At 70.2% G+C, this 13,046-nt stretch carries 14 protein-coding genes; 2 read left to right on the top strand and 12 right to left on the bottom strand.

Translation table 11 applies throughout. From position 1 onward, the window contains the following. Positions 1-24 precede the first annotated feature (24 nt). Together VC184_RS05055 and VC184_RS05050 are read left to right on the top strand one after the other, a co-directional pair. Positions 25-642: a GNAT family N-acetyltransferase gene (locus tag VC184_RS05055; protein ID WP_282502315.1), complete on the top strand. Its 618-nt coding sequence runs from the start codon at positions 25-27 to the stop codon at positions 640-642. Between the two features lie 22 nt (positions 643-664). Beyond that, the gene (locus VC184_RS05050) at positions 665-1,033 is read left to right on the top strand and encodes an RNA-binding S4 domain-containing protein (protein ID WP_023951692.1); all 369 of its coding nucleotides are present in this window, start codon (positions 665-667) and stop codon (positions 1,031-1,033) included. A gap of 53 nt (positions 1,034-1,086) precedes the next feature. Here the strand turns inward: VC184_RS05050 and VC184_RS05045 are convergent, their stop codons facing one another. From VC184_RS05045 to argC, 12 genes are all read right to left on the bottom strand, one after another. Further along, complete coding sequence (locus tag VC184_RS05045) at positions 1,087-1,881, bottom strand: DUF4184 family protein (protein WP_323987455.1); 795 nt, start codon at positions 1,879-1,881, stop codon at positions 1,087-1,089. Positions 1,882-1,890: 9 nt separating this feature from the next. Then, the gene (tyrS, locus tag VC184_RS05040; protein WP_323987454.1) at positions 1,891-3,195 is read right to left on the bottom strand and encodes a tyrosine--tRNA ligase; all 1,305 of its coding nucleotides are present in this window, start codon (positions 3,193-3,195) and stop codon (positions 1,891-1,893) included. 153 nt (positions 3,196-3,348) lie between these two features. Beyond that, entirely contained in the window at positions 3,349-3,699 is a 351-nt protein-coding gene (locus tag VC184_RS05035; protein WP_274177579.1) for a VOC family protein, read from the bottom strand. A gap of 73 nt (positions 3,700-3,772) precedes the next feature. Further along, positions 3,773-4,468 (bottom strand): hypothetical protein, encoded by a 696-nt coding sequence (locus tag VC184_RS05030; RefSeq protein WP_323987453.1) that lies wholly within the window; start codon positions 4,466-4,468, stop codon positions 3,773-3,775. After that, a complete protein-coding gene (locus VC184_RS05025) occupies positions 4,465-5,109 on the bottom strand; it encodes a SatD family protein (protein WP_323987451.1) in 645 nt (214 codons plus the stop codon). Before VC184_RS05025 ends, VC184_RS05030 begins: the two co-directional genes overlap by 4 nt. Positions 5,110-5,187: 78 nt before the next feature. Then, entirely contained in the window at positions 5,188-6,618 is a 1,431-nt protein-coding gene (gene argH, locus VC184_RS05020) for an argininosuccinate lyase (RefSeq protein WP_323987449.1), read from the bottom strand. 9 nt (positions 6,619-6,627) lie between these two features. Beyond that, positions 6,628-7,728 (bottom strand): heparan-alpha-glucosaminide N-acetyltransferase domain-containing protein, encoded by a 1,101-nt coding sequence (locus tag VC184_RS05015; protein WP_323987715.1) that lies wholly within the window; start codon positions 7,726-7,728, stop codon positions 6,628-6,630. 33 nt (positions 7,729-7,761) lie between these two features. Beyond that, the gene (gene argF / locus VC184_RS05010; protein ID WP_064956902.1) at positions 7,762-8,685 is read right to left on the bottom strand and encodes an ornithine carbamoyltransferase; all 924 of its coding nucleotides are present in this window, start codon (positions 8,683-8,685) and stop codon (positions 7,762-7,764) included. Beyond that, complete coding sequence (locus VC184_RS05005; RefSeq protein ID WP_323987448.1) at positions 8,682-9,929, bottom strand: acetylornithine transaminase; 1,248 nt, start codon at positions 9,927-9,929, stop codon at positions 8,682-8,684. The genes argF and VC184_RS05005 overlap by 4 nt, the downstream gene beginning before the upstream one ends. Then, complete coding sequence (gene argB / locus VC184_RS05000; protein ID WP_114587953.1) at positions 9,926-10,831, bottom strand: acetylglutamate kinase; 906 nt, start codon at positions 10,829-10,831, stop codon at positions 9,926-9,928. The genes VC184_RS05005 and argB overlap by 4 nt, the downstream gene beginning before the upstream one ends. Continuing rightward, entirely contained in the window at positions 10,828-11,985 is a 1,158-nt protein-coding gene (gene argJ / locus VC184_RS04995) for a bifunctional glutamate N-acetyltransferase/amino-acid acetyltransferase ArgJ (protein WP_323987447.1), read from the bottom strand. The genes argB and argJ overlap by 4 nt, the downstream gene beginning before the upstream one ends. Next, positions 11,982-13,040 (bottom strand): N-acetyl-gamma-glutamyl-phosphate reductase, encoded by a 1,059-nt coding sequence (gene argC, locus VC184_RS04990; RefSeq protein ID WP_323987446.1) that lies wholly within the window; start codon positions 13,038-13,040, stop codon positions 11,982-11,984. The genes argJ and argC overlap by 4 nt, the downstream gene beginning before the upstream one ends. Positions 13,041-13,046 lie beyond the last annotated feature (6 nt).

Raw genomic sequence — 13,046 nt, 5'->3', positions numbered from 1 at the left:
GGTGGCGAGCGCTACGGTCGGCCCATGACCGAGACGAGGATCGTGCCGGTGACGCCCGGCAGCTTCAGCGACGCACAGCACGCCATCAGCGGCGGTGGTGACGGACGGGAGTGTCAGTGCCAGTGGTGGACGATGACGAACGCCGAGTTCCAGCGCACCGACATCGAGGGACGGGCGGCGGCGTTCCGCAGCGAAGTGAATGCCGCACCCTCCCCCGGCCTCGTGGCCTACGTCGACGGTGACGCCGCCGGCTGGGTTCGCGTCGGGCCGCGGACCCGCCAGGTGCGACTGAGCAAGACCCGCGCCTATGCCGGTGCGACCGACGAGCCCTGGGACGACGCGGACGTCTGGGCCGTCAGCTGCTTCGCGGTGCGCAAGGAGCATCGCGGCTCGGGCCTCAACGCGGCGCTTCTCGATGCCGCGATCGCCTTCGCCCGCGAGAACGGCGCACGCGTGGTCGAGGCGTACCCCGTCGACCCGGATGCGGGGCGAAAGGTGACGTCCAACGAGCTGTACCACGGGGCTCTCTCCACGTTCCTCAGCGCGGGCTTCCGCGAGGTCGCGCGCCCCAAGCCGCACGTCGCCGTGGTCTCGCTCGAGCTCGCTGACGCACACGAAACCAGTACCGGCGAGCACCCGTGACGCTTGGGCGAGAATGGAACGCATGACCGCATCCGATGCCCCTGTCCGCGTGGACTCGTGGCTATGGGCGGTCCGCATCTACAAGACCCGCTCAGCGGCGACCACGGCGTGCCGCGCCGGTCACGTCCGGGTCAACGGCGAAAAGGTCAAGGCGTCGCAGTCGGTAAAGCCCGGCGACGAGCTGCGGGTGCGGATCGCGGGCTTCGACCGCATCCTCGTCGTCCGGCAGACGCTCACCAAGCGCGTCGGCGCGCCCGTCGCCGCGACCGCGCTGGAAGACCGCACTCCCCCGCGCGAGCCGATGGCGATGCTCGCCGTCCGTGATCGCGGCGCCGGCCGGCCGACGAAACGCGAACGCCGCGAGATCGACCGACTGCGCGGAGTCGACTGACCCACACCTCGGGCACGCGACCACCGATCGCCTCGACAACTACCCCGCGTCACTCAGCGCACGACACGTCGCCGCGCCACCTGCACGACGACGCACAGCACGAGCGTGACCAGCCCCCAGATGGCGCATGCGGGCGGCAGCACGCGGTACGCCAGGTGCTGGGCGGTCCACTCCGCCGTCAGTGGCCCGTACGCGGCCAGGCCGATCAGCCACGCCACGACAAGCGCGACCGGCAGCGACGCCCACCAGACCACCCGCACGGCGCCGGGCAGTACCCGCCGCACCCGAGCCGACGACCGTTTCCGCAGCCAGAACGCCCCCGCGACTGCAAGCCCCAGCAGGCCGAGCGCGCTCGATGCGTACTGGAACCACCGGTAGCCGTGGAACGGTCCCCAGCGGTCGGCCAGCGCCGGGAAGAGCTCGACGCCCCAGCGCCCCTCGTGGGTGAAGGCATCCCAGGCGATATGACTCAACACGCCGAGAGCCAGCGACACCACGACCAGCAGAACCGTGACCGCGACCGACCGGCCGCGCCCCGTCCCCGGCACGACCGTTCGCAGCGCGTCGCCGCCTGTGGCATCCCACGTCGACGGCAGCCGTCCGGCAAGCCAGTCCGGCGCGAGCTCACGGACCGCGGGGCGCAGCAGGAGCCACCATGCGAGCAGCAGCACGCCCGCTATCACGACCGTCCGCCACGGGTACGCGTGCGTCTGCGCGTAGCTGATGCCGATCCCCCGGGCGAACAACGGCAGGTCTGGAGCCATCGCCCCGACAGCCACGGCCGCCGGCACGAGCGGTGTGCGAACAACCGCCAGCGCGACGACGGCGTGGCTCGGGGTGAACGGCATCCGGTCGGGTCAGTCCTCGACGAAGACGCCCGCGAGCGTCTTCTTGCCTCGCCGCAGTACGGCCACGCCACCCGGCAGATCCCCGACGACGACGGCCGACTCGTCGTCGACCTTCGCACCGTTGATCGAGACGCCGCCCTGCGCGATGGCCCGGCGGGCCTCCGACAGGCTGCCGACGAGCCCAGTGTCGACGAGCAGCTGCACGACCGAGGTGCCGGCCGACGCGGTGGCGTGCGGAAGCTCCTGCAGGGCCGAGCGCAGCGTGGCGGCGTCGAGAGCGGTCAGGTCGCCCTGGCCGAACAGTGCATCGGATGCCGCGATGACCTTGGCCGTCGCGTCGACACCGTGCACCGTCGCGGTGACCTCGAACGCCAGACGCTTCTGCGCGGCACGGCGGAACGGCTCGTCGGCGACGAGGCGCTCGTAGTCCGCGATCTCGGCGCTGCTGAGGAACGTGAACACTTTCAGACGCTCGACGACATCGGCATCCGCGGTCGAGAGCCAGAACTGGTAGAACGCGTACGGGCTCGTGAGCTCGGCGTCGATCCAGATGGCGTTGCCCTCGCTCTTGCCGAACTTCGTGCCGTCGCTGTTGGTGATCAGCGGCGTGCCGAACGCGTGCACCGAGGTGCCCTCGACGCGGTGGATCAGGTCGGTGCCGCTGGTGAGGTTGCCCCACTGGTCCGATCCACCGGTCTGCAGCGTGCAGCCGTACTGGCGGTAGAGCTCGAGGAAGTCGAGCCCCTGCAGAATCTGGTAGCTGAACTCGGTGTAGCTGATGCCGGCATCCGAGTTTAGGCGCGCGGCGACGGCATCCTTCTTCAGCATCGTGCCGACGCGGTAGTGCTTGCCGATCTCGCGCAGGAAGTCGATCGCCGACAGCGGCGCCGTCCAGTCGAGGTTGTTCACCATGCGAGCGGCGTTCTCGCCCTCGAAGCTGAGGTACTTCTCGATCTGACCGCGCAGCCGGTTGACCCACTCGGCGACGGTCTCGCGCGAGTTGAGCGTGCGCTCGGCGGTCGGGCGCGGGTCACCGATGAGGCCCGTCGAGCCGCCGACGAGACCGAGGGGCTTGTGACCGGCCAGCTGCAGGCGGCGGAGCGTCAGCAGCTGCACGAGGTGACCGAGGTGCAGGGATGCCGCCGTCGGGTCGAAGCCGCAGTAATACGTGATCGGGTCTCCGCCGAGCGCTTCTCGCAGCGCTTCCTGGTCGGTGGACACATGCACGAGACCGCGCCACACCAGCTCGTCCCACACGTTCTCGAACGCGGGATCGAGCGCCACGGGGGCGGTCGTCAGGGCTTCATCAGACACGCGCTTCAGGTTATCAGCGGCGCACGGCGCGGCTGGTCGGGCAGGTCCGACCTGTCAGGAATCAGCCTGAGTCGTCCCGCCGACAGGCTGAGAGGCGCTCGGGGCGGCTTCGCCGCCCCGACCTGGCGTCTGAGCCTGACGACGGCACGCGAGTCAGCTCGCCGAGACCTGGTCGTACAGACCGATCACATTGCCCTCGGAGTCTCGCAAGTAGACCCAGCGCGCGTCGTCGCCGAGAGCCTGGATCTCACCGACCTGTTCGCCGCCCGCTGCAACCGCCGCGGCCACGACGTCTTCGATGCGGTCGACGGTGAAGACGACTGTCGGATGCGGCACGGCAGACCGTTTGTGCAGGTCGCCGTTGACGCCTTCGCCATCGGGCTGCCGGAGCACGCCCATGTCATCTCCCCACGGCTCGTAGTCGAACCCGAGAACGGTTCGGTAGAACTCCCGGGCGCGCGCGATGTCGTCGGCCGGGATCTCGAAATGCTCCATCTTCGCCATGCCTTGAGCATGACGAACGCCGCTCAGCACGACAAGAGTCAGCGGCGCACCCGCCGACCCGCCTCGATGACGGTCAGGCGGCGGTTCCCCACCAGATGAGAAAGGCCGCGCCGAGGGCGACGACCCAGCTGACGAGGCTTCCGACGAGGAAGTACTCGGCCCGGTCTCCCCCGTCGTGGTCGCGCGAGATCTCCGGGAAGCGGACGATGCCCTTCGCCGCGAGCACGGCGGCCAGCAGCGTGAACGCTCCGGTGAGGGTGAGGGCGAACACGAGCACGCGCTCGAGAGGGCCGATGATGCGCCCGCCCTTCAGCTCGTTCGCCGCCTCGGCGGCGACGACACCGCCCCGCAGCGATGCCCGCACGATGACGTTGCCGGACTCGACGAGGAAGACCAGCGCTCCCGCGAGCGCGATGGCGAGGTCGAGGCTCACGACGCCGAGGGGCGAGTCGATCGGCCAGATCTGTTCCAGAGGCCCCTGGCCGTCGCGCACCCCGATGAGGGCGACCGCCACGGCCACCACAACGGCCAGGAGCGCCGCAGGCCACAGTCCCCATCGAGTGGGCTCGCGCGTCGAGGTGACCGCCGCCCACCCGGCCGCGACGGCGATCGCCGCGAACCACCAGGCCGCGGCGCCCGCCCAGGCCGCGAGCGGCAGCAGCGCCGCGCCGAGGACCACCAGCACGATCCCGAGCTTCGCGCCCGACAGCCGCTTGCGGGCGAGGTCGAGCCCGCCGACCGCGAAAAGGATGAGTCCCGCGCCGATCACGACGAGCGCTCCGTCAGGGCCGTGTACCCGGCGACGATCGCGGGAGCTCCGGATGACGCCAGCAGCTGCGACACGGCCGACTGGGTGATGCCCTCCTCCTTCGCGAGAGCGCCCTGGGTGCGACCGAGGCAGCGCCCGTAGGTCAGGCGCCGCGCGCGCGCCGACATCGCCCCGACGAGTTCGTCGCGGGCGAGCGCGTATGCGTTGGCGAAGCGGATGCGGTCGGCCATGGCGACATCCTCGTCCTCCCCTCCGACAATGCGGATGCGGGCGCGCGGAACCGCGCGGTCCTGCATCGCGTGCACCTGCTCGATCGCCTCGCGCGCCCGCCACCACCCCGGCCCGTCGGAGATGTCCGAACTCTCGGATGCGACCGAGCCGACGTCGCCGACACCGACCCCGAAGCGCAGCGACGCCTCGTCGGGCAGCGCCAGCTGCAGGAGCAGAAGCCAGGCCAGCGCGTCATCCATCTCGTCGAAGACCGCCTGGAACTCGTCGGCGAACGTGGCACGCATCGGGGTCACGGCGACGGGAAAGGCGCGATCGACCTCGGCCATCGCTGCTTCGATCTGCGCCTGGGTGCGGCTGCGATCGTCGAGCAGGCGAGAGCCGACGATGTCGGCGATGACAGCAACGGTCATGCAGATCAGGCTAACACTTATATCTCGCGGATATCAGTCACCAGCTGATGAATATCCGGTATCAGCCGATCGCTTATGTCAGAGCTGCCACACCCGCACGGCCTGCTGAGCCTGAGCGATCAGTGCCGCACGCTGCTCGGCGACCCGCACCGGCGCGGTTCCGCCGATGCCGTCGCGGCTGGCGACCGATCCCTCGGGCGACAGAACCTCGCGGACCTCGGGAGCCAGGTGCTCCGAGACCGAGACGAGGTCGTCATCGGATGCCTCATGCAGCTCGATGCCCCGCTCCTCGCAGAGCCGCACGAGCGAGCCCGAGATCTCGTGCGCCTCGCGGAACGGCACACCGCGCTTGACGAGCCACTCGGCGACATCGGTCGCGAGCGAGAACCCCTGCGGCGCGAGCTCGGCCATCCGGTCGACGTCGAAGCGGAGCGTCGCGACCATGCCGGCGAACGCGGGCAAGACCACCTCGAGCGTCTCGATCGAGTCGAAGACCGGCTCCTTGTCTTCCTGCAGGTCGCGGTTGTACGCGAGCGGCAGCGCCTTGAGGGTCGCGAGCAGACCCGAGAGGTTGCCGATCACACGACCGGCCTTGCCGCGAGCGAGCTCGGCGATGTCGGGGTTCTTCTTCTGCGGCATGATGCTCGACCCGGTCGAGTAGCCGTCATCGAGCGTGACGAAGCCGAACTCGCGGGTGTTCCAGATGATGATGTCTTCGGCGAACCGCGAGATGTCGACGCCGATCATCGCGGCGATGAAAGCGAACTCGGCCACGACATCCCGCGAGGAGGTGCCGTCGATCGAGTTGTCGGCGGGACGCTCGAGGCCGAGCTCCGTGGCCACGAGCTGCGGGTCGAGACCGAGGGTCGCACCGGCGAGCGCTCCCCCGCCGTAGGGCGAGATCCGCGCGCGCACCGACCAGTCACGCAGGCGCTCCAGGTCGCGCAGCAGCGGCCAGGCGTGGGCCTGCAGGTGGTGGGCGAGCAGCACCGGCTGCGCGTGCTGCAGGTGGGTGCGGCCGGGCATGATCGCGCGGGAGTGGTTCTCGGCCTGACCGACGATGGCGTCGATGACTCGCAGGATGTCGCGGGCGATGACCTCGGCGTGATCGAGCAGGTACAGACGCACGAGCGTGGCGATCTGGTCGTTGCGGCTGCGTCCGGCGCGCAGCTTGCCGCCGAGCTCCGGTCCGACGGTCGCGATGAGGGCGGCCTCGAGCGCGCCGTGCACGTCTTCGTCGCCGGGGGCTGGCTGCAGCGATCCGTCACGGACGGCGGCGAGCACCGAGTCGAGCCCCGCGTGCATGCGACTCTCCTCGTCGGGAGTGAGGTACCCGGCGGCGGCGAGCGCCTTCGCGTGAGCGTGCGATCCGGCGATGTCGTACCCGGCGAGCGCCCAGTCGAAGTGCGTCGATCGGCTCAGGCGGGCCAGCTCGGGCGCGGGGCCCGAGGCGAAGCGGGCTCCCCAGAGAGCCCCGGAGTTCGTGCCGCCTGACGTGTCTGCGCTCATCGCTCCAGCCTATCGGGGCGGCATCGCTGTCCCCGGCGCCTCCACGCGCCCGCGCACCGTCAGCCGGGCGAGTGCGTCGATGCCGGCTTCGAGGGGACCGCGCCCGACGGCGAGCGCCCAGGCCGTGCATCCGACGATGATGCCGAGGGTCATCGGCCAGAACGGATCGAGGGCTCGGTAGGAGTCGAGCTCGAAGACGCCCGGCTCGGCGGCGGGACGGGTGAGCGCCCATACGACGATCTGCGCCGAGTACGCGGTCAGCGGCATCGAGCCCACGGCGCGCAGCGGCAGCGCGACCCACGTGAGGGGCGTCCGGCACACGAGCACGCACACGCCGATGACGAGGAGGGCGAACCCGCCGGATCCGATCACCTCGAACAACCCGGATGAGTGGGCTTCCCCGGTCCACGGCGTCTCACCGAAGACCTCGGAGCGTCCCCACACGATGTCGAGCGCGGCGCCGACAGCGGTCAGGGCGAGCCCCGCGAGCGCGAGGAGCCACGGCGTCGCGCGCGAGCGCAGGTCGAGGCGCGCCGCCCCCATGCCCGCGAGGACGAACGCCATCCAGGTCAGGAACGGGTAGTGCCATCCGACAGCGTTCGAGACGTCGACCCCCTCGGGTGTCGACCAGAACGACAAGCCGTCGATCGCCGCCTGCGGGAACGGCGCGACGAGCCCGATGACCGCGGCAGCGATGAGCAGCGTGCGTGCTCGCAGCGGCAGCACCGCGGCAGCGAGCACGAACAGCAGCGCGTAGGCGGGAAGGATGACGTACACCGGCACCGCGAGGAAGAGAAGCAGCACGCCGATCACCCAGATCGCTCCGGCCCGCACGAGCAGGCGCAGACGGGCCGTCTCGAGTCGTGGCCCGCGCAGCGGAACCGGTCCGCCGCTGATGAGCCCGATCGAGACACCCGCGAGCGTTGCGAACAGGATCGACGAGCGCCCGTGGACGATCCCCTCGTACGAGGAGGGGATCGTCCAATCGAAGTCGGGGATCGCGAGCAGGTGCGCCGCGAGCATCCCGATCACGGCGAGGCCGCGAGCGAGGTCGACGCCGTCGATGCGCGAGGGCGCGAACAGCGGGCGGCGGCGCAGCATCTCGCTCATCCCCGGCACCGGCCGCTCCTCACCGCTCCGCGGTCACTGCTGACGCAGCAGCCAGACCAGCAGCGCCTTCTGCGCGTGCAGACGGTTCTCGGCCTCGTCCCAGACGACGCTGTGCGAGCCGTCGATGACGTCGGCGTCGACCTCGTAGCCCCGGTCGGCGGGCAGGCAGTGCATGAAGATCGCCCCGTCGGCGGCGGCATCCATCGTCTGCTGCGTCACCTTGTACGCACCCAGATCGCGGATGCGTGCGATCTTCTCCTCCTCCTTGCCCATCGACACCCACGTGTCGGTCACGATGACGTCGGCGCCGGATGCCGCTTCGAGCGGGTCGACGAGGATCGTGACCGATCCGCCCGTCTGTGCCGCGATGCGCTGCGCGTCGGCGACGACATCCTCACGCGGGCCGTACCCCTCGGGAGACGCGACTCGAACGTGCATGCCCGCGGTCACGCCCGCGAGCACGTACGAGTGACCCATGTTCGACTGCCCGTCGCCGAAGAACGACAGCGTGAGCCCGGCGAGGTCGCCCTTGTGCTCGCGGATGGTCAGCAGGTCGGCGAGCAGCTGGCAGGGGTGGAAGTCGTCGCTCAGCGCGTTGACGACCGGCACGCGAGTACCGCGCGCCATCTCCTCGAGGCCTGCCTGCGCGTACGTGCGCCACACGATCGCGGCAACCTGGCGCTCGAGCACGCGCGCGGTGTCGGACGGGGTCTCCTTACCGCCGAGCTGGCTGTTGGCCGTCGAGATGATCAGCGGCGAGCCACCGAGGTCGGCGATGCCGACCGCGAACGAGACGCGCGTGCGGGTCGACGACTTGTCGAAGATGACCGCGACGGTCTGCGGACCCTCGAGGGGCTTCAGCTTCCAGCGGTCCTTCTTCAGCGAGAGGGCGAGATCGAGGACCTCGGCCTGCTCGGCCGGGCTCAGGTCGTCGTCGCGGAGCAGGTGGCGGGTCATGCGGATTCCTCCGTGGTCGTGTTCTCGAGAAGCAGGGCCGACTCGACGGTGCGCAGCGCGGCGGTGAAAAGCTCGGCGAACTCGTCGATCTCGACGTCGCCGATGGTGAGCGGCGGAGCGATCCGCACGGTGCGGTCGTTGGCGGCGTTGACGATCAGGCCGTGCTCCTGCGCCGCCGCGACGACGGCGCCGGCGACCGGATGCCGCAGCCCGACGCCCAGCAGCAGACCCTGTCCGCGCACGCCCTCGACCAGTGCCGAATCGATCGTCTCGAGCACCTGCCGCAGGCGTGCGCCGTGAGCTGCGGCGGCCTCGACGAGCCCGCCGTTCTCGATCTCGCCGAGGACGGCCGACGCCACAGCGGTGCCCAGCGGGTTGCCGCCGAACGTCGAGCCGTGCGTGCCCGGGTAGAAGAGGTCGCTCGCGCTCGCGAAGGTGATGAGCGCGCCGATCGGGAACCCGCCCCCGATGCCCTTGGCGACCGTGATCGCGTCGGGCTCGATGCCGGCGTGCTGGAACGCGAACCACGCGCCGGTGCGCCCGGCACCGGTCTGGATCTCGTCGACGATCAGCAGCGCACCGTGGCGCTTCGTGATCTCACGCGCCGCCGCGAGGTAGCCCTCGGGCAGCGGGATGACCCCGGCCTCGCCCTTGATGGGCTCGACGAACAGGGCTGCGACGCGGTCGTCGATCGCGACCTCGAGAGCCTCGATCGTCGAGTCGATGCTCTCGACGCCGGGAACCATCGGCTCGAACGGCTGCTGCATCTGCGGCTTGCCGGTGAGGGCGAGGGTGCCCATCGTGCGACCGTGGAACGCATCCTTCAGCGCGAGGATGCGGGGGCGCTCGGCTCCGCCGTGCAGACGCGCGAGCTTGAACGCCGCCTCGTTCGCCTCGGCGCCGGAGTTGCCGAAGTAGACGCGACCGGCGTCGCCGGTGCCCGCGAGACGCTTGAGCTTCGCCGCGAGCTCGAGCTGCGGCGGCGTGGCGAAGTAGTTCGAGACGTGCGACAACGTGGCCGCCTGACGCGAGACCGCCTCGACGAACACGGGGTGAGCATGTCCGAGCGAGTTGACGGCGATGCCGGCCAGGAAGTCGAGGTAGCGCTTGCCGTCGACATCCCAGACGTACGCGCCCTCGCCGCGCTCGAGCAGCGCCAGGCGTGCGCCGGCGCTGCGGACGAGGTCGCGATCGACGTCATCCGCCCATGTGGGCGCTGTCTGCTGGATCGTCGGGTTCGTCATCCCGCCACCACCTCCGTACCGATTCCCTGTGCTGTGAAGACTTCGACCAGCACCGAGTGGGGCTGGCGTCCGTCGATGATGGCCGCCGTGTCCACTCCCCCGTCGACCGCGTCGAGGCATGCCTGCATCTTCGGGATCATCCCCGACTCGAGCTTCGGCAGCATCGCGCGCAGGTCCGTCGACGTCAGATGGGAGACGAGCGAGTCGCGGTTGGGCCAGTCGGCGTAGAGGCCGGGCACGTCGGTGAGGACGACGAGCTTCGTGGCGCCGAGGGCCGTCGCGAGTGCAGCGGCTGCGGCATCCGCATTCACGTTGAGCGAATGACCGGGGTTGTCGAGATCGGGTGCGATCGAGGAGATCACCGGGATGCGTCCGGCGTCGAGCTGATCGTGCACCGGCTGCGGGTCGACCTCCACGACATCGCCGACGTGCCCGAGGTCGTGCTCGGTGCCGTCGATCACGACGCCGCGCCGGCGACCGCCGAACAGACCGGCATCCTCGCCCGACAGGCCGGTGGCGAACGGGCCGTACGCGTTAATGCGGGCGACGAGCTGCGGGTTGATCTGCCCGGTCAGCACCATCCGGACGACGTCGATCGCCTCGGTGCTGGTGACCCGGTAGCCGCCCTTGAACTCACTCTCAATCGAGAGCCGGTCGAGCATCTTCGAGATCTGCGGGCCGCCGCCGTGGACGACGACGGGCTTCACGCCGACGAAACGCAGGTAGGCGATGTCTTGCGCGAACGACTCCTGCAACTCCTCAGAAACCATCGCGTTGCCGCCGTACTTGATGACGATGATCTGATCGCGGAAGCGCTGCAGCCACGGCAGCGACTCGATGAGGACGCCCGCCTTGGCGGCCGCCTCTTCGGGGGTCGTGTACTGGAGGTCGATGTCGTTCATGAGGAGTAAGCGCTGTTCTCGTGGACGTAGTCGTGCGTGAGGTCGTTCGTGAGGATCGTCGCCGTGGCATCGCCCGACTTCAGGTCGATGAGGATGCGCGTCGCGCGGGGCGTCAGGTCGACCTCTTCACGCGGACGGTCGGGCCCGCCGGCGGTGCACACCCGCACGCCGTTGAACGAGACGTCGACGTCGTAGGGGTCGAAGGCCGCATCGGTCGTGCCGATTGCGGCGAGCACCCGGCCCCAGTTCGGGTCGTTGCCGAAGATCGCGGCCTTGAAGAGATTGTTGCGGGCGACCGAGCGTCCGACGACGACGGCGTCCTCTTCGGATGCCGCGCCGACGACCTCGATCGCGATGTCGTGGCTCGCGCCCTCGGCGTCACCCTGCAGCTGCTCGGCGAGGTCGGCGCACAGCTCGGCGAGCGCGGCGTTGAACTCGGCGGCATCCGGCGCCGCGCCCGACGCGCCGCTGACCATGAGGGTGACCTGGTCGTTGGTCGACATGCATCCGTCGGAGTCGAGCCGGTCGAAGCTCGTGCGAGTCGCGGAGCGCAGCGCGGCATCCGCCTGCGCCGCGTCGAGAACGGCGTCGGTGGTGATGACGACGAGCATCGTCGCGAGGCCCGGTGCGAGCATCCCCGCGCCCTTCGCCATGCCGCCGATCGTCCAGCCACCCCGCGAGACGACGGCGCGCTTGGGCCGCGAGTCGGTGGTCATGATCGCGAGCGAGGCGTCCTCGCCGCCCTCGGCACTGAGCGAGCCGATCGCCGCCGTGGTGCCCTCGAGCACCTTGGCGCGGAACACCTCGTCGCCGGTGCCGATGAGGCCCGTGGAGCAGACGAGCACATCGCCCGAGCTGACATCCAGCAGCTCCCCCGCCTTCTCGGCGGTCTGGTGCGTCGTCTGGAAGCCGAAGCTGCCCGTGAAGCAGTTCGCTCCGCCGGAGTTGAGGACGATGGCTTCGACGACGCCGTCGGCGATCGCCTGCTGCGACCACATGATCGGGTTCGCCTTGGCGCGGTTCGAGGTGAACACCGCGGCGCCGACCTTGAGCGGGCCGCGGTTGACGACGACGGCGACGTCGGGCTTTCCGGTCGACTTCAGACCCGCGGCGACACCGGCGGCTTCGAAACCCTGGGGGGCGGTGACGCTCACGGGGCGACTCCGTTCGCGCTCAGGCCCGTGGTCTCGGCGAAACCGAGGGCGATGTTCATCGACTGGATGGCGGCACCGGCGGTGCCCTTGGCGAGGTTGTCGACCGCGGTCACGACGACCACACGGCCGGCGGCCCGATCGATCGCCAGGCCCATGAGCGCGGTGTTCGCGCCGGTGACGTCGGCCGTTCGAGGGAAGGAGCCTTCGGGCAGCAGCTGCACGAACGTCTCATCCGCGTAGGCGCTCTCCCACGCCTCGCGGATCTGAGCGTCGGAGACGCCGTCCGCGATCGGAGCGGTCGAGGTGGCCAGGATGCCGCGCGACATCGGCACGAGGACGGGGGTGAACGAGATGCGGATGTCGCCTACCGCGCCCGCTCCCCACAGCGCCTGCCGGATCTCGGGGATGTGGCGGTGCGTCCCGCCGATGGCATAGGGGTTCGCCGATCCGAGGATCTCGGCGGCGAGGAGGTTCGTCTTCAGGCTCTTGCCCGCGCCCGACGGACCGACCGCGAGCACGCTCACGATGTCGCTCGGGTCGATGACACCGGCGGCGACACCGGGCGCGAGGCTCAGCGCGACGGTCGAGGCGTTGCACCCGGGAGCGGCGATGCGCGAGGCTCCGACGAGCTTGTCGCGCTGTTTGCCGGTGCCGTTCGCGCCTCCGACGAGGAGCTCGGGCACACCGTAAGTCCAGGGCTCGTGGAAGTCGCCGCCGTAGAAGGCATCCCAGTCGTCCGACGACGTCAACCGGTGGTCGGCGCCCGCGTCGATGACGAGGGCGGTGTCGGCGAGCGCCTCGGTGTACTGACCCGACTGGCCGTGCGGGAGGGCGAGGAACACGATGTCGTGCCCCGCGAGCACCTCGGGCGTCGAGGGCTGAAGCGTGAGGTGACGCAGCGAGCGGAGGTGCGGCTGGTGATCGATGAGCGGCTGACCGGCGTTGGAGTGCGCGGTGACCGTGCGGAGTTCGACCTCGGGGTGAGCGGCGAGCAGGCGCAGGATCTCGCCTCCCGCGTATCCGGATGCGCCGGAGACGGCGACGGAGAGGGGCATGACTTC

It is taken from the genome of Microbacterium plantarum, assembly GCF_035231185.1.
Taxonomy (GTDB): Bacteria; Actinomycetota; Actinomycetes; order Actinomycetales; family Microbacteriaceae; genus Microbacterium; species Microbacterium plantarum.
The sequence above is the reverse complement of the archived record's forward strand: the minus strand, read 5'-3'. Positions and strand labels throughout refer to the sequence as shown.

Excerpts from the sequence above, each read along its gene's own strand:
- VC184_RS05055 (WP_282502315.1), top strand. The coding sequence starts at position 25 with ATGACCGAGACGAGGATCGTGCCGGTGACGCCCGGCAGCTTCAGCGAC.
- VC184_RS05050 (WP_023951692.1), top strand. The coding sequence starts at position 665 with ATGACCGCATCCGATGCCCCTGTCCGCGTGGACTCGTGGCTATGGGCG.
- VC184_RS05045 (WP_323987455.1), bottom strand. The coding sequence starts at position 1,881 with ATGCCGTTCACCCCGAGCCACGCCGTCGTCGCGCTGGCGGTTGTTCGC.
- VC184_RS05035 (WP_274177579.1), bottom strand. The coding sequence starts at position 3,699 with ATGGCGAAGATGGAGCATTTCGAGATCCCGGCCGACGACATCGCGCGC.
- VC184_RS05025 (WP_323987451.1), bottom strand. The coding sequence starts at position 5,109 with ATGACCGTTGCTGTCATCGCCGACATCGTCGGCTCTCGCCTGCTCGAC.
- argH (WP_323987449.1), bottom strand. The coding sequence starts at position 6,618 with ATGAGCGCAGACACGTCAGGCGGCACGAACTCCGGGGCTCTCTGGGGA.
- VC184_RS05015 (WP_323987715.1), bottom strand. The coding sequence starts at position 7,728 with ATGAGCGAGATGCTGCGCCGCCGCCCGCTGTTCGCGCCCTCGCGCATC.
- argF (WP_064956902.1), bottom strand. The coding sequence starts at position 8,685 with ATGACCCGCCACCTGCTCCGCGACGACGACCTGAGCCCGGCCGAGCAG.
- VC184_RS05005 (WP_323987448.1), bottom strand. The coding sequence starts at position 9,929 with ATGACGAACCCGACGATCCAGCAGACAGCGCCCACATGGGCGGATGAC.
- argB (WP_114587953.1), bottom strand. The coding sequence starts at position 10,831 with ATGAACGACATCGACCTCCAGTACACGACCCCCGAAGAGGCGGCCGCC.
- argC (WP_323987446.1), bottom strand. The coding sequence starts at position 13,040 with ATGCCCCTCTCCGTCGCCGTCTCCGGCGCATCCGGATACGCGGGAGGC.